At 64.8% G+C, this 24,151-nt stretch carries 26 protein-coding genes and 1 pseudogene; 15 read left to right on the forward strand and 12 right to left on the reverse strand.

The features are described from left to right. Positions 1 to 26: 26 nt before the first annotated feature. Entirely contained in the window at positions 27 to 1,817 is a 1,791-nt protein-coding gene (locus AC3B5T_RS20085; RefSeq protein ID WP_488357854.1) for a DNA cytosine methyltransferase, read from the reverse strand. An 85-nt stretch (positions 1,818 to 1,902) separates the two neighbouring features. Between AC3B5T_RS20085 and AC3B5T_RS20090 the strand changes: the two genes are divergently transcribed. Next, complete coding sequence (locus AC3B5T_RS20090; protein ID WP_139115548.1) at positions 1,903 to 2,280, forward strand: hypothetical protein; 378 nt, start codon at positions 1,903 to 1,905, stop codon at positions 2,278 to 2,280. Positions 2,281 to 2,405: 125 nt separating this feature from the next. Continuing rightward, on the forward strand, positions 2,406 to 2,642 hold the full coding sequence (locus AC3B5T_RS20095) for a helix-turn-helix domain-containing protein (RefSeq protein ID WP_055476910.1): 237 nt from the start codon (positions 2,406 to 2,408) through the stop codon (positions 2,640 to 2,642). A gap of 262 nt (positions 2,643 to 2,904) precedes the next feature. Here AC3B5T_RS20095 and AC3B5T_RS20100 read toward each other — a convergent pair whose 3' ends face one another. The 3 genes from AC3B5T_RS20100 to AC3B5T_RS20110 are packed head-to-tail and all read right to left on the reverse strand — an operon-like array spanning position 2,905 to position 5,384. Then, positions 2,905 to 3,993, reverse strand: a complete 1,089-nt coding sequence (locus AC3B5T_RS20100) for a hypothetical protein (RefSeq protein ID WP_055476909.1) — start codon at positions 3,991 to 3,993, stop codon at positions 2,905 to 2,907. Positions 3,994 to 4,010: 17 nt separating this feature from the next. Further along, the gene (locus AC3B5T_RS20105; RefSeq protein WP_055476908.1) at positions 4,011 to 4,352 is read right to left on the reverse strand and encodes a hypothetical protein; all 342 of its coding nucleotides are present in this window, start codon (positions 4,350 to 4,352) and stop codon (positions 4,011 to 4,013) included. A gap of 39 nt (positions 4,353 to 4,391) precedes the next feature. Next, entirely contained in the window at positions 4,392 to 5,384 is a 993-nt protein-coding gene (locus tag AC3B5T_RS20110; RefSeq protein WP_055476907.1) for a hypothetical protein, read from the reverse strand. A gap of 368 nt (positions 5,385 to 5,752) precedes the next feature. Between AC3B5T_RS20110 and AC3B5T_RS20115 the strand changes: the two genes are divergently transcribed. The 5 genes from AC3B5T_RS20115 to AC3B5T_RS20135 all read left to right on the forward strand — a co-directional run bounded on the left by AC3B5T_RS20115 (position 5,753) and on the right by AC3B5T_RS20135 (position 7,690). Then, positions 5,753 to 5,959 (forward strand): helix-turn-helix transcriptional regulator, encoded by a 207-nt coding sequence (locus tag AC3B5T_RS20115; RefSeq protein WP_165630006.1) that lies wholly within the window; start codon positions 5,753 to 5,755, stop codon positions 5,957 to 5,959. Positions 5,960 to 6,126: 167 nt separating this feature from the next. Beyond that, entirely contained in the window at positions 6,127 to 6,348 is a 222-nt protein-coding gene (locus AC3B5T_RS20120; RefSeq protein WP_055476921.1) for a hypothetical protein, read from the forward strand. A gap of 5 nt (positions 6,349 to 6,353) precedes the next feature. After that, entirely contained in the window at positions 6,354 to 6,719 is a 366-nt protein-coding gene (locus AC3B5T_RS20125; RefSeq protein WP_139115549.1) for a hypothetical protein, read from the forward strand. Then, positions 6,716 to 7,057 (forward strand): hypothetical protein, encoded by a 342-nt coding sequence (locus AC3B5T_RS20130; protein ID WP_055476904.1) that lies wholly within the window; start codon positions 6,716 to 6,718, stop codon positions 7,055 to 7,057. The genes AC3B5T_RS20125 and AC3B5T_RS20130 overlap by 4 nt, the downstream gene beginning before the upstream one ends. A 189-nt stretch (positions 7,058 to 7,246) precedes the next feature. Then, positions 7,247 to 7,690 (forward strand): hypothetical protein, encoded by a 444-nt coding sequence (locus AC3B5T_RS20135; RefSeq protein ID WP_156354350.1) that lies wholly within the window; start codon positions 7,247 to 7,249, stop codon positions 7,688 to 7,690. A 9-nt stretch (positions 7,691 to 7,699) separates the two neighbouring features. Here AC3B5T_RS20135 and AC3B5T_RS20140 read toward each other — a convergent pair whose 3' ends face one another. Beyond that, a complete protein-coding gene (locus tag AC3B5T_RS20140; RefSeq protein WP_488357855.1) occupies positions 7,700 to 7,885 on the reverse strand; it encodes a hypothetical protein in 186 nt (61 codons plus the stop codon). Positions 7,886 to 7,946: 61 nt separating this feature from the next. Then, positions 7,947 to 9,205: pseudogene (locus tag AC3B5T_RS20145) on the reverse strand (IS256 family transposase). Between the two features lie 465 nt (positions 9,206 to 9,670). Here AC3B5T_RS20145 and AC3B5T_RS20150 point away from each other — a divergent pair. Both AC3B5T_RS20150 and AC3B5T_RS20155 read left to right on the forward strand, forming a co-directional pair. Further along, a complete protein-coding gene (locus tag AC3B5T_RS20150) occupies positions 9,671 to 10,021 on the forward strand; it encodes an ArsR/SmtB family transcription factor (RefSeq protein ID WP_078111946.1) in 351 nt (116 codons plus the stop codon). Next, positions 10,008 to 10,349 carry a DUF3703 domain-containing protein gene (locus tag AC3B5T_RS20155; protein ID WP_055476920.1) on the forward strand — a complete coding sequence of 114 codons (342 nt, stop codon included), beginning with the start codon at positions 10,008 to 10,010 and terminating at the stop codon, positions 10,347 to 10,349. Before AC3B5T_RS20150 ends, AC3B5T_RS20155 begins: the two co-directional genes overlap by 14 nt. A 92-nt stretch (positions 10,350 to 10,441) precedes the next feature. Here the strand turns inward: AC3B5T_RS20155 and AC3B5T_RS20160 are convergent, their stop codons facing one another. After that, on the reverse strand, positions 10,442 to 11,101 hold the full coding sequence (locus tag AC3B5T_RS20160) for a DUF5134 domain-containing protein (protein WP_055476902.1): 660 nt from the start codon (positions 11,099 to 11,101) through the stop codon (positions 10,442 to 10,444). Between the two features lie 55 nt (positions 11,102 to 11,156). Between AC3B5T_RS20160 and AC3B5T_RS20165 the strand changes: the two genes are divergently transcribed. Next, positions 11,157 to 13,220, forward strand: a complete 2,064-nt coding sequence (locus tag AC3B5T_RS20165; RefSeq protein ID WP_223258964.1) for a cytochrome c oxidase assembly protein — start codon at positions 11,157 to 11,159, stop codon at positions 13,218 to 13,220. Here the strand turns inward: AC3B5T_RS20165 and AC3B5T_RS20170 are convergent. After that, positions 13,158 to 15,404, reverse strand: coding sequence for a heavy metal translocating P-type ATPase (locus AC3B5T_RS20170; protein WP_055476901.1), 2,247 nt, complete (start codon positions 15,402 to 15,404; stop codon positions 13,158 to 13,160). The two genes, AC3B5T_RS20165 and AC3B5T_RS20170, sit on opposite strands and share 63 nt — an antisense overlap. Before the next feature lie 162 nt (positions 15,405 to 15,566). Between AC3B5T_RS20170 and AC3B5T_RS20175 the strand changes: the two genes are divergently transcribed. Next, entirely contained in the window at positions 15,567 to 15,938 is a 372-nt protein-coding gene (locus AC3B5T_RS20175) for a BlaI/MecI/CopY family transcriptional regulator (RefSeq protein WP_055476900.1), read from the forward strand. 103 nt (positions 15,939 to 16,041) lie between these two features. Further along, positions 16,042 to 16,875 carry a M56 family metallopeptidase gene (locus AC3B5T_RS20180; RefSeq protein WP_231632806.1) on the forward strand — a complete coding sequence of 278 codons (834 nt, stop codon included), beginning with the start codon at positions 16,042 to 16,044 and terminating at the stop codon, positions 16,873 to 16,875. A 357-nt stretch (positions 16,876 to 17,232) separates the two neighbouring features. On the opposite strand, the gene AC3B5T_RS20185 is transcribed toward AC3B5T_RS20180, so the two are convergent. The 3 genes from AC3B5T_RS20185 to AC3B5T_RS20195 all read right to left on the reverse strand — a co-directional run bounded on the left by AC3B5T_RS20185 (position 17,233) and on the right by AC3B5T_RS20195 (position 20,451). Next, entirely contained in the window at positions 17,233 to 17,508 is a 276-nt protein-coding gene (locus AC3B5T_RS20185) for a hypothetical protein (RefSeq protein ID WP_055476898.1), read from the reverse strand. Continuing rightward, positions 17,505 to 19,295: an aa3-type cytochrome oxidase subunit I gene (gene ctaD / locus AC3B5T_RS20190; RefSeq protein ID WP_055476897.1), complete on the reverse strand. Its 1,791-nt coding sequence runs from the start codon at positions 19,293 to 19,295 to the stop codon at positions 17,505 to 17,507. Before ctaD ends, AC3B5T_RS20185 begins: the two co-directional genes overlap by 4 nt. Positions 19,296 to 19,524: 229 nt before the next feature. Continuing rightward, positions 19,525 to 20,451, reverse strand: a complete 927-nt coding sequence (locus tag AC3B5T_RS20195; RefSeq protein ID WP_055476918.1) for a M23 family metallopeptidase — start codon at positions 20,449 to 20,451, stop codon at positions 19,525 to 19,527. 443 nt (positions 20,452 to 20,894) lie between these two features. Between AC3B5T_RS20195 and AC3B5T_RS20200 the strand changes: the two genes are divergently transcribed. From AC3B5T_RS20200 to AC3B5T_RS20210, 3 genes are all read left to right on the forward strand, one after another. Then, positions 20,895 to 21,464: a TlpA family protein disulfide reductase gene (locus AC3B5T_RS20200; RefSeq protein WP_101821343.1), complete on the forward strand. Its 570-nt coding sequence runs from the start codon at positions 20,895 to 20,897 to the stop codon at positions 21,462 to 21,464. After that, positions 21,461 to 22,273, forward strand: coding sequence for a cytochrome c biogenesis CcdA family protein (locus tag AC3B5T_RS20205; protein ID WP_055476895.1), 813 nt, complete (start codon positions 21,461 to 21,463; stop codon positions 22,271 to 22,273). The genes AC3B5T_RS20200 and AC3B5T_RS20205 overlap by 4 nt, the downstream gene beginning before the upstream one ends. A 248-nt stretch (positions 22,274 to 22,521) precedes the next feature. Continuing rightward, the gene (locus tag AC3B5T_RS20210; protein ID WP_065629398.1) at positions 22,522 to 23,463 is read left to right on the forward strand and encodes a cation diffusion facilitator family transporter; all 942 of its coding nucleotides are present in this window, start codon (positions 22,522 to 22,524) and stop codon (positions 23,461 to 23,463) included. 102 nt (positions 23,464 to 23,565) lie between these two features. Here the strand turns inward: AC3B5T_RS20210 and AC3B5T_RS20215 are convergent, their stop codons facing one another. Then, entirely contained in the window at positions 23,566 to 24,144 is a 579-nt protein-coding gene (locus AC3B5T_RS20215; RefSeq protein WP_101821345.1) for a vitamin K epoxide reductase family protein, read from the reverse strand. Positions 24,145 to 24,151: the final 7 nt, after the last annotated feature.

The following is a 24,151-nucleotide window of genomic DNA, read 5'->3' on the forward strand; positions in this document are numbered from 1 at the left end:
ACGGTGTGCCGGGGCGGTCGACGTCATCATCCGCTGGTGGGGTGCAGGACTTCGCGTAGGCGGGTGCCGATCCACAGCGGGACGGGTGGGGTGACGGCGTTGCCGTAGCCGTCGATCTGGTCGCGGCCTTTGCCCCAGACGGTGAAGGTGCCCTTGTGGTCGCCGAAGTCGGGGTCGAATCCGCAGCCGCGGCCGACCTCGTGCGGGGTCATCATGCGGAAGAAGCACTCATCGAGGGAGATCTCGGCGAGGGCGTCGCGCCAGTGGGCGGCCAGCAGGGCGGTGGTGTCGCGGCTGGTCAGGGTGCCCAGCGGATCGGTGAGCGGGTGCGCGGCGGTCTCGGTGCCGGTGCTGCCGTTCTGCTTGAACCAGCCCGCGAGCAGCGCGGGGTCGCCGGTCGCGGTGAGCAGGCCGGGGGTCTGTTCGGCGGTGACCGTCGGCATGGCCTGGGCGTGGCTGGTCGGGGTGGTGTGTTTGCGGAAGGGCACCACACCGGAGGACACGATGCTCAGGGTTTCCGAACCGCCCTGGGTGGGCAGCGCCTCATCGAGGCCGCGTGGTGCGCCCTGGAAGTTGTTGATGGCCATCGCGACCGGGGGAGTGAGCAGGCCGGTGGCGTTGGTGGCGGTCTGGGTCCACAGCGGCTGCCCCAGGGTTCGGGTCCGGCACTGCGATCCGGGGCGCTCGAAGGTGTTTCCGGCGGCGACCATGATCGCGCCGGTACTGAGCAGCGCGGTCTCTTGCTGCGAGGTTTGCGTCGACATCGGTTGCAGCGGGTGGCGTTCCACGCCGCGTTGGGCCTTGGCCGGCATCAGCACGGCGGGGAACTCGGCGAACTTCTGACGGCACCGCTCCGCGCGGGCCATGGTCGCCGGGGCCAGCGGCTTGGCCCGCTCGCCGATCCGGGTTCCCAGGTGGGTGAGGTCCAAGGCGGTCAGCGACGGTGTGGCGGTGGGGGAGACCTCACCGAAGCAACGCGGGCAGCGGTAGTTGTACTGCTTGCCGTAGCGCACCGATCCGCTCGCGGGCACGCCGGTCTTCCACGCCCACATCGCCTCGACGGCCTCGTCGCAGGGGCCGCACCACGCCTGGGGGCGGTGGTCGAGGTCGGGGGCGGGCAGTGTGCGGTCCCAGAACACGATGTAGAGCCGGTCCCGGCTCTGGGGGACGCCGAAGAACATCGAGTTGAGGTAGAGCACCTTGTGCTCGTAGCCGAGCTTGGTGATCTCGCGCAGCCACCACCGATACGTCGACCCGTCGCCGACCTTGCGTCGGCCGGGGACCGCTGGACCCCAGGACTGCAACTCGGTGGTGCATTCGACCAGGATCAGCAGGGGGTGGTGCTGGTCGGCGTAGTGCAGCACACAGTTGGCCGTTGCGCGGTCCCGCTCGGATCGGGTGGCGCGTTCCTCGAACTCGGGGTCGTCGAGGTCGAACAACGTCAGACCCTGTTCGTAGGCGCGCTGGGTGTTGGCCTGGGAATGGTTGGTGCAGGTCACCCCGGCGACCAGCAGATCGGCCGCCGGGAGTTCGCGCACCGAGTGGTAGGTGTCGGAGTCGGTGTTGATCAGATCGGCGATCCAGTGCTCGACATGCGGGTGGTTGGCCTCGTGCACCTCGACCTTGTAGCGGTTGTGGTTGGCCCCGACGATGGTGTCGAATCCGGCGGCCTCGATGCCCTGGGTGAATCCGCCGAATCCCGAGAACAAGTCCAGCGCGGTCGGGTTGTCGTGACGGAATCGTCTGCGGCGCAGCGCCGGTCGATGTTCCGCTGTCTTCGAGATGATGTGCCCCATGATCGTCGTTTCCTCGCTCATTCCATCCTTAGTGGTTGCCTATAGACTACCATTAACGGTAGCCTATAGGCAACCACTGAGGCACGGAGGAAAGAAGGAGCAGCACATGGCCACGACCACCGAAAACACCTGCGCGGCAACACCGATGAGCGTTCATGCGCGAGCAATCGCCGCAGGCATCGAGCGGTGGCGCCAAGCCTGCGACCTCGCAGGAGGTGTCGACGCTGAACATGACGCGGCCGCCGCCCTGGTCGGGCTGGTCGAGCAAGCGATGCCGGAGCTGGCGCGCACCGAGGTTGTCGAGCGGTCGTATCTGGTACGCCGGGTGCAGCGCTATGTCGGCCCGCTGCCCGAGCAGTGGGCAGCGATGGACGATTCCGAGCGCGACCAGTACGTCTGCGGCCACTGGCTGGCCATTGAGGAGTTCGACGAGCACATCGACGACGACCAGCTGACCGTGACGATCGTGAAACCCGCGCAGTGAGTAGCTGTCCCGCGTCGGCCGGGCGCACCGCCGTCGTCCTGCCGCCCGTGGCGACCTCGCCGGTAGGCTCAGCCATGCCGAGTGTGCCCGCCGACCTGGCGGGCGACAGGGGAGGAGGAGCCGTCATGGCCGTCGACATCGACGAACCTGCGTTGCTACGCGCTCTCGGAGAAGCGATCACGACCCGCCGCGAGGAACTGGGCCTCAGTCAGCGGGCCCTTGGTCTCGAGGCCGGCGTCGAGCGCAACATGCTGCGCGGCGTGGAAGACGGATCGCGGCGGGCAACCGTCATCACCCTGGCGCGCATCGCCGGAGCGCTGAAAGTGCCGATTTCGCAACTACTTCAGCAGATCGGGCGCTAACACTCCACGACCCTCAGTGAAGACCCGCACCGGCTGGTCGTCGCCGCGCGTAGCCAGGAGGGAGGGGAGGGGGCTGCACATTCGGGGGAGTTCGCCGCCCTCCCCTCCTATCCTGTGAGGAACGATCTTCGGTTGGGTGTGGCAACTCAGAAGAACGTCCCGCCACACTAGCAAATCGTCTCTTTGCTGTAGTCACCGCCGCGCGCGCACTTGGCGTTTGTGATCGCAGACACTTCCTGCTGGCCGCCTCGGCGACGTGGCCTCAGGCGGCGCCGGTGGGCAACTGCGGGATGAGTTGCTGGTCGAGGGCGGGCAGTGCGGCGATGTCGGCCCAGGACACCGAGACGGTGTGGATGCGGTCGAGGCAGGCGGTGATGTCGCGTTTGACTGCGGCGAGTTCGGGATCGTCGGCGCTGCTGCGGGTGAGTCGGGTGACGAGTTTGTTGAGGCGTTGCAGCGCGGCGCGTTCGGTGGGGCTGCGATCGTCGAGCCCGACGGCGGCGGCGTGGTCATTCGCGTCGTGCCAGGCCGCCCAGGCGCGGTCGGCGAGGGCCAGTGTGTGGTCGACGTCGTTGGCGGTGGAGTGTTCGCCTAGGGCGTCGACGGCGGCCGCGAGATCGGTCATGGCGCTGGTGTAGGCGACCGTGGTGGCAACGGTGCCGGTGGTGTCGTGCAGCAGGGGTTTGGTGAGGTACCAGGCTTCGGTGTCGAGTTTGTAGTGCCCCCAGGCGGCGAGCAGGTCATCGAGCGAGCGGGCGGCGGCGGCTCGGCGCCGGGCGAGGTCGTCGTCCCCGGCGACGGACGGCTGGTCGGGAGTGTCGTCGTCGCGACCGGCGTAGGCGACGTGGGCGGCCTGTTCAACTATGCCCTGCCAGCCGCGAGCATCCTGGCCGGAGTGGTGAAGGGTGTAGTAGCACCAGTAGGCGGCGATGGGGGTGAGAGCGGCCATGACCATTGCTACGACGTTGAACCCGTCCAGGGACGGCGGCAGCTCGAAGCCGAAGGCGCCGAGGAGGTACGCTGCTGGACCCGTCAGTCCGAAGAAGCCATAGAAGGCGATGTCGCCGCCATGTCGAGCCGGGTGCTGTCCGCTGAGGCGGAAGTCCTGTTTGAGGTCGGCCAGCTCCGCGGCCGCGGCCAGCTCGTCCACCCGCCTGCGTAGCTCATTGTGAGCGATCACAGCGCCTCTGGGGTCTGCCAAGCTGCCGCTCGCCTGCACGCCGTCTGCGGCGAGGACGATCTGGACTGCCCGCGCCCTCAGCAGGGGGTCGGGATGGGTGCGGATGCGTTCGGCGACGTGCGCGACGAAGTCGGCGCGGTCGGTGCCGGCGCGAATCGTCCTGTCGTTCACTAGATGCGGACCCTTCGTCAGGGAATGGATTCGATGTCCGGCGGGCCGGACGACCGCCGACGGTTGTCCAGCGCGCGGCGTAGCTCGGCCCAGAATCCGAACAGTCCGAGGATCAAAACGTTGACGACGGTGCAGAAGATCGCCATGAGGGTGATTAGAGTTACGTCGCCGGCCTGGTACTGGCCGGAGGCGATCGTGAGGACTGCGCCGGTCACAAGGGTGACGGTCGAGGCCACCGGGGGTGCGGCCGCGAGCAGACGCACCCCTCGGCGACGGTGTGGGTATGCCGAGTTGGCGACAGCCAGGGCGAGGACTCCGGCCAATTGCAAGGCGACGGCGAAGTACAGGAAGGACCACACGGTTGACCCCTTTCGTAGGTCGGTGGCGTTCAATGTGGGTCATTGTTGCAGCTGCGGCCGACAGACTGCCGTGTTGAGTTGCCGCTGAACAGCTTCTGCGACCAGCGCCCGGACCGGTGGGATGCGGCGTGCGCCGGCCTCGGCGATGAGTGTGGTGATGCGGTCGAGCAGGTTGTCGCGGTAGGCGTCGGTGATGGTCGGGTCCAGTGCCTGGTCGAGCATTTTGCGTGCTCGGGTGAGCTTTCCACGCTTGGCGGGCTGGATGTTCAGGCCGGTCTCGCGGGCATGGCGTGAGGCACTGTCCCGTGCGTCGCGGGCAGCGAGGGCGGTGGCGACGGCACGGTCGGCGAGGTCTCTGTCCAGGGGCCGGGAGTCGTAGGCCGCAGCGTGGGCCGCGGTGTAGGCGTCGAGGAACGCCGCGGTGCGGGGATCGTTGGTGTCGTCGAGGAGTGGGCGCGCGAACAACCGGTCGGCGAGGTCGGCGTGGTAGGCGGCGTACTCGGCGTCGATGGAGCCCAGGACGTCGGCCGCCTTGACCCACTGAGCACGCACACTCGTCACCAGAACGGCTCGGCGAGAACGTGCTTGGCTCACTTTGTGGCAGGCGAGAACCGCGACAGCGATGACGATGAGGCTGGCCGCGGCGGCTCCGCAGATGATCCACAGCGTCGTGTAGTCGGTGGGCGCCTCGGGGGCAGACGGTGTCTGCTCGGCCGGGGCCGGCGGCGGTGGCGCGGGGGACGCGTCGGGGGAGGTTGGCTGCCTGTCCCGATCCGGGCCGGGGCCGACCAGTGTCAGAACGAGTCCGACGGAGGAGAGGATGACACCACCGACCGCAAGTGGAACGACGGCGGCGGCGCCCCCGCCTGATTTCTTCGCAATGGCGGCTCGCAGGCCCGCCCCCAACAAGATGACCACCCCGATGATCGAGGCCCCCCATCCGAGATTGGCCGCCACCTGCACAAAGGCCTCAGGGGCCTCCGGTATGAGGGGAGCTGCGTCGGCCAGGACTCCGAGAGTTGCGAACTCCATTGGCCTACCGCCCCTTTCGCTGATCGGCAGACGCCACGTCAGGAGTGAACTCGACAAGCCGCTGTCGGAATCCAGCATCGAACGCCGAGGTCGGCGGGTAGTGCGCCAGGATCGCCGCTGCGGCGCTCGCCCGGGCGGTCGGGGTGATGCGGCGGATGGTGTGATCGGCGGCGAGATAGCCGGAGGCTTGTTCGAGTAGAGTGGGGCATTGGTGCATGTCACGGCCCTTTCCGTGGTGTGCGTCGGGTCCGTGGGTGTTCCAGCACCCGCGGACCACTCTTGTTTCTGCCCGAGTCGGCAGCGAAGGTTCACCGCATCATCAGCGATGATGGTTTTAGTCTACATAGGTGTGGGTTATAGTCAACATCGTGGAGAGACTTCGGGAGCTGGGCAGCCGGGTGCGTGACGCGCGGACCGGTCGCGGTCAGACGCAGGCCGAAGTAGCCAAAGCTGTTGGCGTGCACCGGACACACTTGTCGGCGATCGAGTCCGGCGGTGAGAACATCACCGTCGGGACGCTGTACCGGATCGCTGACCACTTCGACATACCTGCTTCGCAGCTACTTCCGGATTGATGACCTGTGTGACTCTCGGACGCATCGTGGCATCGAGTCGGGCGTCGATGGTGGAGATGACGGCCCTTGGTAGGGCTCACCCCCGCCCACCGCAGTGTCGCCGACGCGAGACTGTCGGACCACTGTGCGACAGTGCCTTACAGGTGAACCAATCCGAAAGGTGAGTGATGATCGAGTCACAGTGGATCGCCCGTTGGCCGGAGTTGTTCTCAGGACTCACCGATCTGCAGGTCCGCGGTGTCGTGCAGGCGATCGACAACAACGTCCTCGACGGCTGGAACCCGCAACGTGACGACATTGAGTTCCTGACCCGCTCGGCACGCGGCGAGGTCACTGAGAACGAGGAAGTCGCCGAAGTCCTCGCGCTCATCGCCAACAGAAGGAAATAACACCTATGGAAACCACGGCGATCATCCTGCTCTTTGCCGGAGCCGTCACAATAATCACCGCCGGGGTAATTCGGCAACGCGTTAACCGTTTTCAGCCTCGCCCACACAAGGACGCCGCGACCGCTGTTGCCCGTGCACGGCAATTCCAGCGAGTTGCGATGACCTTTGCGGCGATCACAGTCGTATGCGGCGCCACCGCAGCCGCCCTCAACGACGGAAACACCACGACGTGGGTGTGCGGCGCTGTGGTGCTTGTTGCGGGAGCGGTCGAGTGCTTCCTCATTGCGCGGGTTCGCATTCCCGATGTCCAGCACCTTCGTGCCCTCGGCTTCGACACCGGTCGAACCAATCCGGAAGGACAACGCCGATGATCCTTGCTGCTGACGCCAACTTTCCCGACACGTCGATCGTCCCGTCCGGCGCATGGGGCGCGGCCGTGGGATGGGTGATGATTGCGGTGTTCTGGGTGGGCGCGGCGACTATCGGACTCATACTCGGAGGGCGCCAGACACCGAGCGAGGACGGCGAGTCTCGCTCTTTCATCGTCATGACCCTGCTGATCCCTGCGGCGATCATGATTGCCGGGCTCATTTTCTTCCGCACGGTGCTGCCATTCCCCCTGGCGATCGTCATCGCCGTGGGCGTAGGCGTCGCGGCGTTTGTCGCGTTGCGCATGAAGTTCTTGGGTGCGTTCCGACGCCGAATATGACAGCGGTACAGGGATACCCGTCATCTGCGCCGTAGTAGGCCACAGCCCCACCCTCGCGACGGAAACCCAACGGCTACCCGATGGGCATACCCGTCAACACACCGGTACCTTCTGCCGGCGGTGCGCATCGCGCATCGGCGATTGAGCCACCAATCACGCCTGTTCAGACCGTGAAGAAAGGACGCCGCATTGAATCAAGCGGTAGCGGCCGGATTCGTCTGGCAGATCCTGCTCCTGAGCGGCCTCGTCTACTGGTCGAGATTCGGCGTGGCCGCTGTCATAGACGCGGCAACACAACCTGTTCGGGCGGTGCGCTGGCAGCCGCACCCTGAGCTTGGACCTACACCGCCGCCCGCCCGGTTCAAATGGACCACCGGCCTGGTCGGCCTGGCTACCCTGCCCGTCGGCGTGCTCCTCGCTGGCTTCTGCGCGCTCTGGCGGATTACCGCCACCGCGTGGCCGTCGGGAGTCTTCGTCGGGGCAGGATGGACGCTAGCCATTCTCGGGTGGTTGGCGTTGCTGATGGCCGGCGAACTGTCGATCGCGAAAGAACTCGGACCAGGGCCCACTATCCGCTCAGCACTACATCGGCACCGCAATCGGAAACACCTCAGCTCGTCGAGACCGCAGTGACCGCTGGTCTCACCCGTAGACGAGGGAGCCAAACAGTGCCGCCTGAACAATGGCGTCTGCATCTGTCGCGTCGATGGTCTCGGCATCGTGGGTGCGGACAGCGGCGGCGATCCTACGACGCTGCACATCCGGAATCATTGCTGCGCCATTGACGATGGAGTTCACGCCCCGGGCGATCGTGTCGAGCGTGATCACGTGCGGATCGCGGTCAAGCCCCTGGTAGTGGTGTAACTGGTTTTTGATCCTTCGTTGGTGATCAGGCGGGTAGTTGCATCAGTTCATCGGTGCTCACCTCCGTGGTCGAGCTGGTGCCGGTGTCGGTGGTCAGTGTGAGGCGGCAGCGGCTCAGGACTTCGAGTCCGAGGTAGCGGCGTCCTTCGGCCCATTCGTCGGTCTGCTCGGCCAGGACCGCCCCGATGAGGCGGACGATGGCGTCCCGGTTGGGGAAGATGCCCACGACGTCGGTGCGGCGGCGGATCTCCTGTTGAGCCGTTCGGTGGGGTTGTTGGACCAGATCTGGCGCCATACGTCGTCGGGGAACACGGTGAAGGCCAGCAGGTCTTCGCGGGCATCGCCAAGGTGGTCAGCAACGTCGGGCAGCCTGCCTTCGGTGTACTCCAACAGCCGATCGAACTGCTCGTTCACCGCGGTGGCCGTGGGTTGGTCATACACGCTGTGCAGCATCGCTTTCACGGCCGGCCACATGGACTTGGGGCACACGCCCATGAGGTTCGCCGCGTAGTGGGTGCGGCACCGCTGCCACGCTGCACCGGGCAGGTTCGCCGCGATCGCGTCCACGAGCCCGGCGTGGGCATCGGAGGTCACCAGCCGCACCCCGCCCAGTCCGCGGGCCACCAGGTCGGCGAAGAAAGTGTTCCACGAGGCCTTGGTCTCACTGGTGGCGACCTGCATCCCGAGGACCTCGCGGTGCCCGTCGCCATTGACCCCGGTGGCCAGCAGGACGGACGCCTTGACGACCTGGTTGTTCTCGCGGACCTTGATCGTCAACGCATCGGCGGTGACGAACGTGAACGGGCCGGCATCGTCCAGGCGGCGGTGCCGGAACGCGGCCACCTGCTCGTCCAGGTCGGCGGCCATGCGTGAAACCTGCGACTTTGACAGTGAGTCGATGCCCAGGGTCTTGACCAGCTTGTCCATCCGGCGGGTGGATACCCCGGCCAGGTAGCAGTCCGCCACGACGGTGATCAGCGCGGACTCGGCCCGCTTGCGGCGCTCGAGCAGCCATTCGGGGAAGTAGCTGCCCGAGCGCAGCTTCGGCACCGCGACGTCGACGGTGCCGACGCGGGTGTCCAGGGGCCGGTGCCGGTAGCCGTTGCGCCGGTTGGTGCGCTCGGCGGTGCGGGCGTTCCACTCGGCGCCGCACACGCTGTCGGCGTCGGCGGACAGCAGGGCGTTGATCATGGTCTGCAGCAGCTCGCGCATCAGATCCGGTGATGCGTCGGATAGGGCTTGGCCAAGTAGGCCTGCAGGGTCGACAATATGGGGTGCGGTCATCGTGATGACTCCTCGAGGATTCTTTAGACGGTTGACTCGAAGGATCACACGGTGGCCGCTCTACATCCGTGTACAACACGTAGCTGCAGGCGATCTCGGCCACCGAGTTACACCACCCTATGGGGCACTACTCGGATCGCCGGAGCTTTCCTCGACAGTCGCTCGCGGATCACTGCTCCAGCGATAGTCGGTACAGGTCGACCAGTAGCCGATACCGCCTTCAAGTGCGCAGGTGTAAACGTCGCACAGGAACTCGGTGCGCACCGTGGTCCGCGTTGCCATGATCGGTCTCCTTGAACTGCTAGTTCGCGTTGCATTACGTCACTGGTGACGTAATATAAAGCAGCACAACATATTTCGCCGATAACTTATGCTATGTCAGGCACAGGCAAAGGATTATGCCTTAATCGAGCCGGACGGAAGTCCTGACCTTTACTGTTCAGATGTGCGTGAATACATCGAGTCATGTATCATTTTGGCGTGAGCACGGTGGTAGAAGCGCAGCATGACGCGTTGACGAGGTTTGGATACGCACTATCCGATTCGACGCGAACGCAGGTGTTGGTTCGGTTGCGCCATGGTGGAGCCTATCCGGCGGACTTGGCTGAGGCGATTGGGGTGTCGCGGCAAACGTTGTCGAATCACCTGGCCTGCCTACGGGGATGCGGTTTGGTGGTCGCGGTACCTGAGGGTCGACGGAGTCGGTATGAACTGGCTAATAGCCGGATTGGTCATGCACTCGACGATCTACTCGGGCTGGTACTTGCGTTGGATGATCCGTGCTGCGCCGAGGAGGCTGGCGATGGCTCGCATTAGTGAGGCAGCCCGTGACCTCTACCGGGCAGAGATGGCAGCGGCCGCCGCCGCCGAGGTGGCAGAGCAGCGCTGGCACCATCTTGAACGCGCCCACATCGTGTCCCAGCCGGACCCGTGGTTGCATACTCAGAACCACATTTCGATGTTCAGATTCGCTGTGCACCAACATGATCGGCGCGAAGCGCTCGGCCAGGTGGTGCGCATCATCGTTTCCGCTCCCGGATCGCTGAGCGGACGCTACCCCGAGGGCAACACCGGACGTGTTGCCGCCGGTCTGATGCGCCCGATGCCGGTTCCCGGCGATATCGCTTCTGCGTTACGGTCATGAACAGCCGCAGACGCGACAGTGATGAGCATGCGCTGCGCGGCGGCCGTAGCGATATCGGGAATGACCGCTCACTCTGAGGCTCGGGTGGCCTGTCAGAGTAGAGCGGCGAACATGATTCCTGTCCCACCGGCGGTTAACGTGTGGCATATCCACGAGAACTCTAGATGCGGGCGGCGAAGCGTCGCTACAGCGTTTGACAGTGGTGGCGCTGGGGCCGCGGTGCGTGGCAGCTGAATTGACCGGGCTGCGCAGTAGAGGGTGAGCGCGAGGAAGCCGAGCACGAGTAGCAAGGTGACCGACCCCATCCACATGGGATCTGATGACGGGCCGTGCAGCGGTGTCATCTCGTTGATGGCGTCGGCCCCCGACGGGCCTCCGTGGTGTGCGGGGGCGGTGGCAGCGGGAACGGCGGATGTGGAATTGTGCCGGCTCATCACCGCATACATCCACACCATCGAGGCCATCATCACTGCGGTAGAGACGTAAAGCCGCCGCGCGGTCGTCTTCGGCACCGCGAAGACGACCGCGATTGCTGTGGCGAGAGCGAAGAGCAGCATCAGAGGCAGCAGTGGGAGCTGATTGCCTTGTGGCCACGCCATGACGATCATCGCCAGCGACATCAGGAGCATGAGGCAGTGCACGACTGAGAGCCGCAGGTCGCTGCGGTGGGCGGCTAGGGTGCGAATGCTGTCGATCGCTCCGATCGCGAACATGGCGGTGACGATCCACCGCAGGAGTAGGTCGTCGATCACCGCGGCCCTCGATCCATGTGAGTTAACTACTATGCGCAGTAGTAGCATACGGTTGGTGGGCGAATCAAAGGCGTTGCCGGAGGCTGACACCTCGTCAATCCAGTCGCGACTGCTGCGCGCAGTTCCTCTTCGGGTGGTGGCGCCGTTGCTGGTCGGTGGGCTGATGCTGGTGTTGGCGGTGTACGCCTGGGCGTCCGGGGCCACTCGCTATGTCGAGAGTGCGGATCCTTACCCGGGGATGGGTACGGCTGTGGCCGATGTGGTCGGCAATTTTGCTGGCTTTGCGTTGGCTGCGGCGGTCCTCGGAGGGTTAGTTTCGGTGGTGCTCACCGCGTCTCCCGACTCGCAGGGGTTCATTGACGCTGCGGTGTATCCGGTGTTTCGCCGCGTCCGCCGCGCTGCAGGGTTTGGTGTGGTTGTTGCGGTGCTGATGGCGGTTACGTCGGCCGCGGACACCACTGGTGTGTCCGTGGGCGCGATGGTGTCCAGCGGCAAGGTTGGTTACGCGTTCAGTGTGAGTTTGCCGGCGCTGGCGTGGCTGGTTGTGGCGGCAGCGGGTGTCGTGGTGCTGGTCGGTTCGGTGTCGCTGCGGTGGTCGGTCCAGGTGGCGCTGGTGGTTCCCGCGACGGTCGGGGTGCTCGCGCTGCCTGTGGTCGGTAATGCCGCGCAGGGGCCTGACCACGATTACACGACCGGCGCGGTGATTGTGTTCGCGGCGAGCTTGGCGGTGTCGGTGGGGCTGCGGTGGGCCGACCGGTTTAGGGCTCGTGGTTTGGGGTCGGCGACCATCGACAGGGCGGCCGACCGACGTGTCAGCTATGTCGTCTTGGGCGCCGATGTGACAGCTCTGGTGGGCGCGGTGTGTGTGGTGGTGCTGCTGCGGACTCCGGGCGTGTGGTCGTCGGCTTTCGGTCGCGCTGCGGGGCTGTTGGTGGGTGTACTGGCGGTGCTTGTGATCGCCGATGTTGTGCGCCTGCGCCGGGGTGTGCCGATGTCGGCAACTGCTTCTTCCCTTGCCGCGGGGGCTGCGCTGGCAGCGGTGGCGTGTTGGGCGGTGATGGACACCCGGGTCGCACCCGGGTTGATTGCCCACCCATTCACTGCGTGGGACGTGTACCTGGGTTATTCGCTTCCTGGCCCGCCCGGTGTCGGGTCGCTGGTGTCGTTGTGGCGTGTTGATCTTGTGGTGGGTGTGGCAGCGGTGGTGAGCGCCGTGGGATATGTCGTAGCCGCCAGGCGGGAGCGGGGCGGTGGACATCGCTGGCCGATACGGCGGACCGCGTCATGGGTCACGGGCTGCGCTGTGGTGGTGGTATCCACCAGCTCCGGATTGAAGGCCTACGGCAATGCTCTGTTCAGCGTGCACATGGCCGAACACACGGCTTTGACCATGATCGCACCTATTCTGCTGGTGGGTGGCGCACCGATCACGTTGCTGTTGAGGGTGCTGCCAACGGCAGGTAACACTGGTGGAGCGGCGTGCCGGCGGGGACTGCTGACTCTGCTCGGCTCTGGAGGCGTGCACCTACTGCTCAATCCAGTTGTCGCGTTCGCGTTGTTTGTGGGCTCGTCGTTTCTGGTGTACTTCACACCGGTGTTCGACGTACTCGTCCGCTACCACTGGGGGCACGTCTTGATGAGCGTGCTGTTTATCACCCTTGGGTACCTGTTCTTTTGGGTCTCTGTGGGGATCGACCCGGGCCCCAAGCAGTTGCCGATTCTGGCGCGCCTAGGTCTGCTGTTCGCCGTCATGCCTTTTCACGCCATTTTTGGTATCGCACTGATGACCTCCACGACGGTGATCGGTGAATCCTTCTACAGCCAGTTGCAACTGCCGTGGGGTCCCGACCTCGCGCGCACGCAGTGGGCGGGCGGTGTGGTGGCCGCAGTGATCAGCGAGATTCCGATGGTGGTGGTCTGCCTGGTGCTGTTGGTGCAGTGGGTGCGTGCCGAACGCCGGCCCGATCTGCCCGAGTCCGTCGCCATTGATGGCAGCGACTCTCGAACCGTCGCAGCGATGGTGTCTCAGCTGGCACCGACCCAGCAACTGTCACCCTCAGTGGTCTACACGCGCGAAGTTCTGCAGACGCAGGCTGTTGGAGACGACGAAAAACGATGACAAGGCCATTGCCGCCCCGGCGATCAGGGGGTTGAGCAGTCCAGCGGCAGCAAGCGGCAGTGCGGCGATGTTGTAACCGAACGCCCATGCCAGATTGGTGCGCATCGTCCGTCGGGTGGCCGAGGCGAGGTGCAGGGCCAACGCGACGGTGGTGAGATCGTCGCGCACCAACACGATGTCGGCGGCGCCGATAGCGACATCGGTACCGCCACCGATAGCAATGCCCAGATCCGCCGAAGCCAGAGCGGGCCCGTCGTTAATGCCGTCACCGACCATCGCCACACAGGCACCGCTCCTGCGCGCGTCGTCGATGATGGCCACTTTCTCAGCCGGGAGCACCCCGGCGGTCACGTCATCGATGCCGACCTGCGCTGCTACGCGCTGCGCTGCGCCGGCGTTGTCGCCGGTGACCAACAACGTGCGAAGTCCCATGCGGTGCAACTCATCGACTGCCTGGCGAGCAGAGGGTTTGGCGCTATCGCGAATGTCGATGAGGCCCCGAACTGCATCGTCGACCGCGACGTACACCGCGGTGCCACCAGAGCGTTCGACGTCAGCGCGCTGCGCGTCGAGCGCGGCAGGCACCGCAGCGGTACGGGCAATCCACGTCGGCGAGCCCACCTGCACCCTCAGGCCGTCGATCACTCCACGCACGCCACTGCCGACGTCGGTGACCACCTCGACCGGTGCAGGAAGGGACTGCGGACCGGCCGCTGCGGCGATAGCGGTAGCGATGGGGTGGCTGGTGTGCTGCTCGAGTGTCGCGGCCCAGCCAAGGATCAACTCCGTGCTGTTGTTGTCGACGGTGTACACGCCGCTGACCTGAGGTCGCCCATTGGTGAGAGTGCCGGTCTTGTCGAAGACCACCACATCGATCGTCCCGGACAGTTCCAATGCGGAATGCCCTTTGAGGAAGATTCCCAGTTGGGCGCCGCGCCCGGTGGCGATCACCAGGGCCATCGGCATGGCCAGGCCCAGCGCGCACGGGCAGGCGATGACCAGCACGGCCACCGCGGCGCTCACGGCGTGCTCCCAGGACGCTCCGGTTAGTGACCAGCCCACGACAGTGCTCACAGCCAGGGCGATGACGCATGGTACGAAGATCGCGGCGATACGGTCAGCGACCCGTTGAGCGCGGGCCTTGGCCATCTGTGCGCTATCGACCAGCGCGATCATCTCCGCAAGGCGTGTGTCGTCACCGACTGCAGTGACTTCCACCCGTAATCGCCCGTCGAGGCAGGTAGTGCCCCCGACTGCGGTGGAGCGGTGGTTGGCTGATACTTGCACCGGCGTCGTCTCTCCGGTCATCGCACTGAGGTCCACACTGGCTGTGCCCTCGATCACATGCCCGTCCGAGGGAATGGTCTCACCCGGCAGCACGATGAGTCGTTGACCGACTTTGAGTTCCGCCAGGGGTATGAGCATGCTCGTACCCCCTGCACACTCGACGCGGGCCTCGGTTGCGCGTAGCGCGGCCAGCGCGCTCAATGCCTGGACAGCTTGTGTGCGGGCACGCGCTTCGTAGTAGCGTCCCGCCAGCACGAAGACCGTCACGCCGGCGGCAACTTCGAGGTAGATCGAGTCACTGGAGAAGATCGCTGACCACACCCCCTGACCCGCGGCAGACATCGCATCGGCCGAGAACATCGAATACATCGACAGGGCGGTCGCGGCCAGCACTCCCAGGGAGACGAGCGTGTCCATCGTGGCCACACCGGTCCGCAACGTACGCACCGCGGTGCGGTAGAACGGCCACGCACAATAGGTCACGACTGGTGCGGCAAGCGCCACCAACACCGCTTGCCACCCGGGAAAACGCAGGTCCGGGATGACGGCGAGCACTACGGAGAGGTTGGCCAGCGGCACGAACAGGGCCAGCGCGACGATCAGTCGGGTGAACAGCGCCTTCGCCGTCGACGCATCCTCGTTGACAGGAGGAGCCTGCTCGGTCAGTTCCGTAGCCGAATAGCCTGCCGTGTGAACAGCGTCGATCGCATCGGCCACGCCTGCGTGGCTATCGAGTTCCACGGTGGCCCGCCGAGTAGCGTAGTTCACCGAGGCGCGTACGCCGTCAATCTTGTTGAGTTTGCGTTCCACTCGGGCTGCGCACGCACCGCAGGTCATGCCACCTACATCGAGTTGGATGCGGCGGGTCGAGTACGTGTCGTCAACGAGGTCGGTCACGAGTGGCGCTTTCAGTAGGCGGTGAGGTGAGTCATGGCACCGCAGGAAATGCGAAAAGTGTGTCAGATGGTGGCGGCCAACCTGGCGAAGCCACCTTCGGCTACTAAGCAGGGTAGTTTGTTCTAGACTGGCAGCAAAGACAAGGCGATCAGGCAGGCGACGGTGACTCAATTGGGTTCGTTGGAACGCGCAGTGATGGACGTGCTGTGGGGCGCTTCTGCGGCGATGAGTGTGCACGACATTGTCGATGCGTTGGCCGATCGCGATCTGGCGTACACGACGGTGTTGACCGTGGTAACCAATCTGCACAAGAAGGGCTTCGCCGGACGCGAGAAGATCAGCCGCGCCTACAGGTACTTCCCGTTGCAGTCGCGGGAGGAGGCGACGTCGCAGACACTGCGACGGGTGCTCGATGCCAGCGGCGATTCCACGGCGGTCCTGATGCATTTCGCGCGGATGGTTACCCCCGAGGAGCGCGAGGTCCTTAGCGAACACTTGTCCCGGACGCGGACGGATCGTCCGAGAAGGCGCTGAGAGTGTGAGCGTTGCTTTGGCCCACCTGGTGGGCGCGGCCGTGCTGGGTGTGTTGGGTCCTTACGTTCTCGACCGATTGCCACAGCGATGGTCACCGCGGGTAGTGATCACCGCATGGGTCAGCAGCATTGCCACTGCGGTGGGACTGCTTCTCCTGTCGGCGCTGTCGGCCTTATGGCCCGATGCGCCGCCTGCGGAGCGTTTCGTCGACACGTTGGCTCGGTGCGCTGGCGCTGTCCTGCATGCGGTGCGCGACGATTTCAGCCAGGTGTATGGCATCACCGTCGCCGTCGTGCTGTTCGCCGTGGTCGCTCGCACCGCGATGTCGTGCGCTCGTCACACGCGCGATGTGCAACGTGTGCAACGCCTTCATCGCGACGTCGTTGCGGTGGTAGGCAGCACCGAACCCGATACCCCCGACGTACTCTGGATCGATCATCCCCACCCCATGGCCTACTGCGTCGGCGGACGCAGCGGTTTCGTGGTAGCCACCAGCGCGCTGCGCACACGCGTGCCGGCCGAGGCGCGGGCAGCAGTACTGGCACACGAGTTCGCCCATCTAAGGTCTCGTCACGACCGGGTCCTGGCGGTCTGCGACGTCATGGCACGTGCTCTGCCCTTCGTACCGCTGTTTCGGCGGGCGCCAGCGGCGGTCGCGGCCCTGATCGAAGTGGATGCCGACATGTCGGCAGCCCGGGTCACCAGCACGGCTGCGGTACGCAGCGCACTGGCCCATGTCACCGGTCAGGGCGTAGGCCCCGGGACCCCCATGCAGCACTCCACGCGCTACCGGCTGCGCATGCTCGACAATGGCGTGATCGAGCCGACCAAATCGAAGTACGCAGCGGCGAGTGTACTGCCACTTCTGGGTGCCGCATTGTGTACCGTTGCAGCACTTCCGGTGCTCTCAGTTGTTGCGCATGGGCTCACCGCGTGAGTCCCCGCACCGCCACGTTCACTCTTCAGCAGTTAGTGTCGCAAACCCGGTGACGTTTCGTTCATCTGCGCCACCGGTAACGACGACCTTCACCGGCGCGTGTCTCATGGTGTTGCGCGCACGCCCCGCGCGCGCCGCCCCCGCGAGGCCCAGAGTGCATCTTCGCCATCGGACCCGCCAGCCGAGAGACTGTCGCAACAGGATGCATAATCCACGTCACCAGGGTCATACCGGGATCGCGTCAGCTATGCATCGGGGCGTGCAGTCTCGACATGGCCCACGTGGCGCTGTGCAGCACCACGCCCCGCAGGCAAGGCTCTGATCACGCAGAGTTGGGCCGATGGATGACGCGACCGGCTACCGCCGCAGCGCACGGCCGCGCGCTGGTTGTGCTGTGCGGGCCGCGATCGCGGCTGCTCCGCGGGCCGCGCAGGCTGCCGCGGTCGCCGCGATCAGCCACAGCAGCAGGGGAGTGCCCTGAGCGAGGACAGAACCCGCGAGCAGGGTCAACGCAAAGGTCATCAACGCGGTGTAGCCGACTGCGAGGATGGCGAACCATCGAGGAACGGTCAGCGGGCGGCGCGATCGCGGGACGGCGGCCTGGTCGAGGGCAGGGAAGGGGGAGTTGTTCACGGTCGGCTCTCCGGGTCGGGATCTGTAGATGCTTCATGGTCTCCGGTGGTCAGCGGCGCACGGCGGACTTCTTCTGCGGTCTCGCTGGGTTCACCGTGCCGTGTGCCGACGTGAGCTTCGGCGCGCATCCGCTCCACCATGTGCGGGTAGTGCAGTTCAAACGCTGGACGCTCCGACCGGATGCGGGGGAGTTCGGTGAAGTTGTGGCGCGGCGGTGGGCAACTGGTGGCCCATTCCAGGGAGTTGCCGAAGCCCCATGGATCGTCGACGGTGACGACCTCGCCGTAGCGGTAGCTGCGGAAGACGTTCCACAGGAACGGCAAGGTCGAGATGCCGAGGACGAACGCGCCGGCGGTGGAGATGATGTTGAGCGTGGTGAAGCCGTCTGAGGGCAGGTAGTCGGCGTACCGGCGGGGCATGCCTTCTGCTCCGAGCCAGTGTTGCACCAAGAAGGTGAGGTGGAAGCCGATGAACGTCAGCCAGAAATGGATCTTGCCCAGGCGTTCGTCGAGCAGACGTCCGGTCATCTTCGGGAACCAGAAGTAGATGCCGGCGTAGGTGGCGAACACGATGGTGCCGAAGAGGACGTAGTGGAAGTGGGCCACCACAAAGTAGCTGTCGGAGAGTTGAAAGTCGATGGGTGGGCTGGCCAGGAGCACACCGGTGAGTCCGCCGAAGAGGAAGGTGACCATGAAGCCGACCGAGAACAACATCGGTGTCTCGAACGTCATGTGGCCCCGCCACATTGTGCCGATCCAGTTGAAAAACTTTACGCCCGTCGGCACCGCGATCAGGAACGTCATGAAGGAGAAGAACGGCAACAGCACGGCGCCGGTGACATACATATGGTGTGCCCACACCGCGACCGATAGGGCGGCGATGGCGAGGGTGGCGTAGACCAGTCCTGAGTACCCGAACAACGGTTTACGGCTGAAGACCGGGAAAATCTCGGAGACGATGCCGAAGAACGGCAGCGCGATGATGTAGACCTCGGGGTGGCCGAAGAACCAGAACATGTGCTGCCAGAGAATGGCGCCGCCGTTGGACGGATCGAACAGATTCGCGCCGAATTGACGGTCGACTTCGGCGCCGAGCAGTGCCGCGGTGAGCAGCGGGAACACCAGCAAGATCAGGACACTGGTGACCAGGATGTTCCACGTGAAGATCGGCATGCGAAACATCGTCATTCCCGGTGCGCGCAGACAGATGACCGTGGTGACCATATTGACCGCGCCCAGGATGGTGCCCAAGCCGGACACTGTCAGTCCGAGAAACCACATGTCCGAGCCGACGCCGGGTGAGTGAATGGCATCGCTGAGCGGGGTGTAGGCGGTCCAGCCGAAGTCGGCGGCACCACCGGGGGTGATGAAGCCGGCGATCGCGATGGTCGAGCCGAAGACGAACAGCCAGAAGCCGAGGGCGTTGAGCCGCGGGAAGGCGACGTCGGGAGCGCCGATCTGCAGGGGCAGTACGAAGTTGGCGAAGCCGATCACGATGGGGGTGGCATACATCAGCAGCATGATCGTGCCGTGCATGGTGAACAGCTGGTTGTACTGCTCGGTCGAGAGGAACTGCATGCCCGGCGTCGTGAGCTCGCCGCGCATCAGCAGCGCCATCAGGCCGCCGATGAGGAAGAACGCGAAGCACACGACGATGTACATCATGCCGATCAACTTGTGATCGGTCGTGGTCAGCAGCTTGTAGATGAATGACCCTCTGGACTTGCGCCGCTCGGGGTAGGGCCGCGTAGCGACCACCTCGGGTGGGCGCGGGGACACCGCGGTCATCAGGCCTCCATCTGAGTCGGACAAACGGTGGCCCTGATCGAGCAACACGCGCATCCTGCGTGCGACTTCCCGGGCCGTAACTACGGACTGTAGTCGATTAACTACTAGGTAGCATAGTTGGGCCCGGAATCCCGAATCTCGGGCGAGTACCGACATGGCGGCAACGAAAAGTCGGCTCCCTCACCAATATCAGGCGCGGAGGGTCATCGCGGTTACGCGGCGCTGCTCCCTACCGCCAGAGGTCTGCACTTCCGCTGCTCGGCGGTTCGTTGGGAGGGATAGTAGGTTCGCCGTCGGCGGGCAGACGGACGCCGCGTTCGGCGAGCCAGCTCACCGGGTCGAGGGCAGCACCGGATGCATCGGCCACCTCGAAATGCAAGTGGGGGCCGGTTGAGTTACCTCGGTTGCCAACCGTGGCAATGGGTTGGCCGACCGTGACCGGAGCCGCTACCTCGATGAGGTTGTCGTCGTTATGGCCGTAGGTGGTGACTGTTCCATCGGCATGTCGGATACGTACCCACAATCCGAAGCCTTGGGCAGGGCCGGAGTTGATCACTTCGCCGTCGGTGACCGCGAAAATCGGCGCGCCGAGGTCGTTGCCGATGTCCATGCCCTGATGACCTCGACCGTCACCGAAGGTGGAGGTGATTCGACCATTCGTCGGAGCGACTACGGACCCCGGCGACGGCGACGAATAGACGGGTGGACCGTTCGGTGCGGGATGCGGGGTCGCAGGATCGTGGGGACGCATCTCAAATGCCAGCAGCGCCAGCAACCGCCCGATCGGTAGCGCGTCGACAACCAGTTCGGCGGCTGCTCGTCCCGCACTGAGAACGGCGGCAAAGCAACCCACCGCAGTGATGGGGTCATCCGTTGGCTCCGACGGCTCGACTGGGCGCGCACGATCGGCCAGACATGTGCTGACGGTCCGGATCTCGTCGGCTAGTTCCCCCATCGCCGGCCCCCCCAAGGATGCCGAGATCGTCTCGGCGACCAGTTGGGCGAACTGCTGGGCCACATGGGTGTCATCTGCGTCGGCGCGCGCTCGAGCGTCAAGCGAGAGGCTCAGCAGAACCGCAGCAACAATTCCCACGGCCCCCAGCCTCAGACAGGGCCGTGCAACGCCGCAGCGGCGAATGAGGGACGACATAGGCATGCCAGCGAGACCTTCCGGAGACGGGCGCGACGCACTGACGTTCAGCACCGCACGCCAGGTGCACATGAGGCCCCGATTGGCAGCCCTCCGTTCGAACCATAGGCCCCACAGGTCACAGCAGTAACACGATCCGGTTGAGCGTCAGTCGCAACTGGCGGCCTCTATTACTAGGGAACGTAGTTGCAGATAAGCAATGATGCCCAGCCTCGGGACCTCGACCGAATCAAGCGTAATCACAGCTGAGCGCACCGATACGTCAGATGAACGCGGCAGAACCCTCGCCGCGGGACGTGGGCCTACGGGCCGGTGCAGATCGCAAAAACTACGGCTATGTTGACAACGCGAACGTTAATCTACCACGCTGCGTAGTAGATCAAGGTCAAGGAGTGCTGGTGCAGCAGGAGAGAAGGATATCCGCGGTGCGGGCGGCAATCCTGGCGCTGATGTGCGTGGTGCCGTGGGTAGCGTCGGGTTGTGGTAGCGCTGGCGACGACGCCGTTGCGCAGGGGGGAACCTTTCAGTTCGTCTCACCCGGCGGGCAGACGGTCATCACCTACGACCCGCCTGCAAGCCGTCAGAGGATCGCTGACGTCTCAGGCCCTGATGTGGTGACCGACCAGACCGTCGGACTCAACGACTTCGCAGGCAAAGTCGTCGTCATCAACGTATGGGGTTCGTGGTGCGGACCCTGCCGGGGAGAAGCCGACGACCTCGAGCATGTCTACGCCCAGAACAAGACCTCGGGGGTCGAGTTCCTCGGTATCAATCTGCGCGACAACCGGCAAGCGGCGAAGGACTTCATTGTCGACAGGAAAGTCGCCTTTCCCTCGATCTACGACTTTGCCGGCATCACTCTGGCTGCGCTGACCACTCCAACGTCGGTGGTGCCGACGACCATCGTGCTCGACCGCGACCACCGTCCGGCCGCGGTGTTCCTCAAGGCCATCACCGCCGACGAACTCGGGGCAACAGTTCAGCGCGTCGTCGCTGAGCCTGTGACACAACGCCCATGACGGCGCAGTCAGTCGAACTGCAAGCCTCGGTCGGCGAGACGTTTGCTGACGTCGTCGCCAGCGGTCCGCTACTGCTGGCGCTGCTCGCATGCATGATCGCCGGGCTGGTGTCGTTCGCCTCACCGTGTGTGGTCCCGCTCGTCCCGGGGTATCTGTCTTATCTGGCTGGCGTGGTCGGCGCCGAGGCGCCGGCGGTGTCGGTGGGGGAGTCGAATAAACGGGGTCGCTCGCGTGTGGCGCTCGCCGCAGGCCTGTTCGTCATCGGTTTCACCGTGGTTTTCGTGGCAGCGACCGCCACAGTACTTGGGGTCACCACGACTTTCGTGGTGAATCGTGAAGTCCTGCAACGTATCGGCGGTGTGGTCACCATCGTCATGGGCTTGGTGTTTATCGGGCTGGTGCCGGCACTGCAACAGGAACGACGGTTCGCCCCCCGCCGCGTCTCCAACATCGCCGGCGCCCCGCTGCTCGGCGGGGTCTTTGCACTCGGGTGGACCCCGTGCCTGGGGCCCACACTCGCGGCAGTCATTGCTACGGCCAGCGGCACCGAAGGCGCCACCGCAGCCAAGGGCGTCGCGCTGATCGTGGCGTACTGCGCCGGCCTTGGCATTCCTTTTGTTGTGCTTGCGTTTTCCTCGGCGTGGGCGTTGCGAAGCCTCGGCTGGTTGCGCACCCACGCCCGCATGATCCAGATCGCCGGCGGGGCCATGATGATCGCGGTGGGCATCGCTTTGATCACCGGCCTGTGGGACCAATTCATCGTGTGGGTGCGCGACGCGTTCATCACCGATACTCAACTACCCATCTGAGCCCTGTGGTGGCGGCCCCGATTCGACGTCCACAGCGTCCCCCTGTTTCCGGTCACCGCACCCTCACGAGACCGAACAACCACCGCCTCCACGCCGCCAACGTCGGGCCATCTCAGCACATCCCGAGTCAGTCGTGACGTGATCCGCTGGTACCGTTCCGGCCCGGTCTGTCATATAGTCACATGCGCATGTATTGATATATAGGGGTAGCGTGGCTATCTGGGTGTGGATGAGAGGGAGTACGAAGTATGGGAGCCGGACACAACCACGGACCAACCGATCCTGCGTCCAGCGACTCGTCGCTGCGTGTCCGTCTGGCGATAGCGTTTGTTCTGACGGGGATCATTGTCGTGGCCCAGTTGGTCGGGTCGGTGATCACGGGAAGTCTGGCGCTGCTGACCGACACCGCGCACGCTGCGACAGATGCGATCGGGTTGGCGGTCGCGCTGGTCGCAGCAACCGTGATGCACCGTCCGGTCAGCAAGACTCGCACATGGGGACTGCGGCGCATCGAGGTCATCGCCGCTCTGGGGCAGGCCTCGCTGCTGCTTGCTGTCGGGCTCTACGCCGCTGTTGAGGGCGTGCGGAGACTGTTCGCTCCGCCAGAGGTTCCCTCGACCGAACTGCTGATCTTCGGAATCATCGGGCTCGTGGCGAACATCGTCGCCATGCTGGTGCTTGCCTCAGGACGCGGGGCCAACTTCAACATGCGAGCGGCGTTCCTGGAGGTCCTCAACGACGCACTGGGATCGCTGGGTGTAATTGTCGCCGCGATCGTCATCGCTACCACCGGCTTCCAACAAGCCGACGCACTGGCCGGCCTGTTCATTGCGCTACTGATCGCACCCCGCGCCCTCAAGCTCATGGCAGAGACGACGCGAGTGCTGATGGAGTTCACGCCCAGGGAGATCGATTTGGACGACGTCAGGGCCCACATTCTCGAGATGGACCGCGTGCAGGACGTGCACGACCTCCACGCATCGACGGTGGCCACTGGTCTGCCGATCATTAGCGCTCACGTGGTGGTCGATGACGACTGCTTCCAGGACGGGCACGCCCCCACGATCTTGAATGACATCCGAACGTGCGTGGCGACCCACTTCGCCATCTCCTTCGAGCACTCCACCTTCCAGCTCGAGACCAGTGCCCAGCGTCACCAGGAGGAAGCCTTGGCAGCCCATCACCCGTGAGGGGTGGCGCATCGACGACACCCACGCCGCCGGTCTGCGCACGAAGTGCACGATCGTTGCCAGGGGAGAGACGATGCTTCACCCCTGTCAATCGGGCCACGGTCACACCAGCGTGGACCAGTACCACCAGAAGCGTTCGATGATGAGGGCGATCACCGCCATCGCCCACACCAGCGGTACTACGGTGTGCACCGTGAGGACCACATCGAGGGCTCGGCGTGCTCTCCCGGATGGGCAGACATGGTCGGCATTGCGCAGGCTCACATACCAAAAGGCAACCACGACAACGACCCACACGGCCATGCAGTACGGGCAGAGTGCATCGATTCGATACAGACTCTGAAATATCAGCCAATGGACGAACACCACCGCACCCGTCAGGCCGATCTGCAATCCGATCATGACCCACAAGGCCGGGCGGGGTCCTAGCAGGACGGCGATAGCGATCAGAGCTGTGAAGCCTGCGATTCCGAGCAGTGAGTTGGGGAACCCGAAGACGGCTGCTTGGGGGGTGTCCATGACCGATCCGCAATTGACGATCGGGTTGATACTGCAGGTCGGCGTGTAGTTCGGATCGGTTGCCAGTTCGAACTTTTCGACGGTCAGTGCGAACGCAGCGACAAGTCCAATGCCTCCGCAGACCGCAAGAATCCACGGGAGCAGCCGCGGGAAAACCGGGATCTGCGTG

The sequence above is a fragment of the Gordonia sp. G4 genome, from assembly GCF_057770005.1.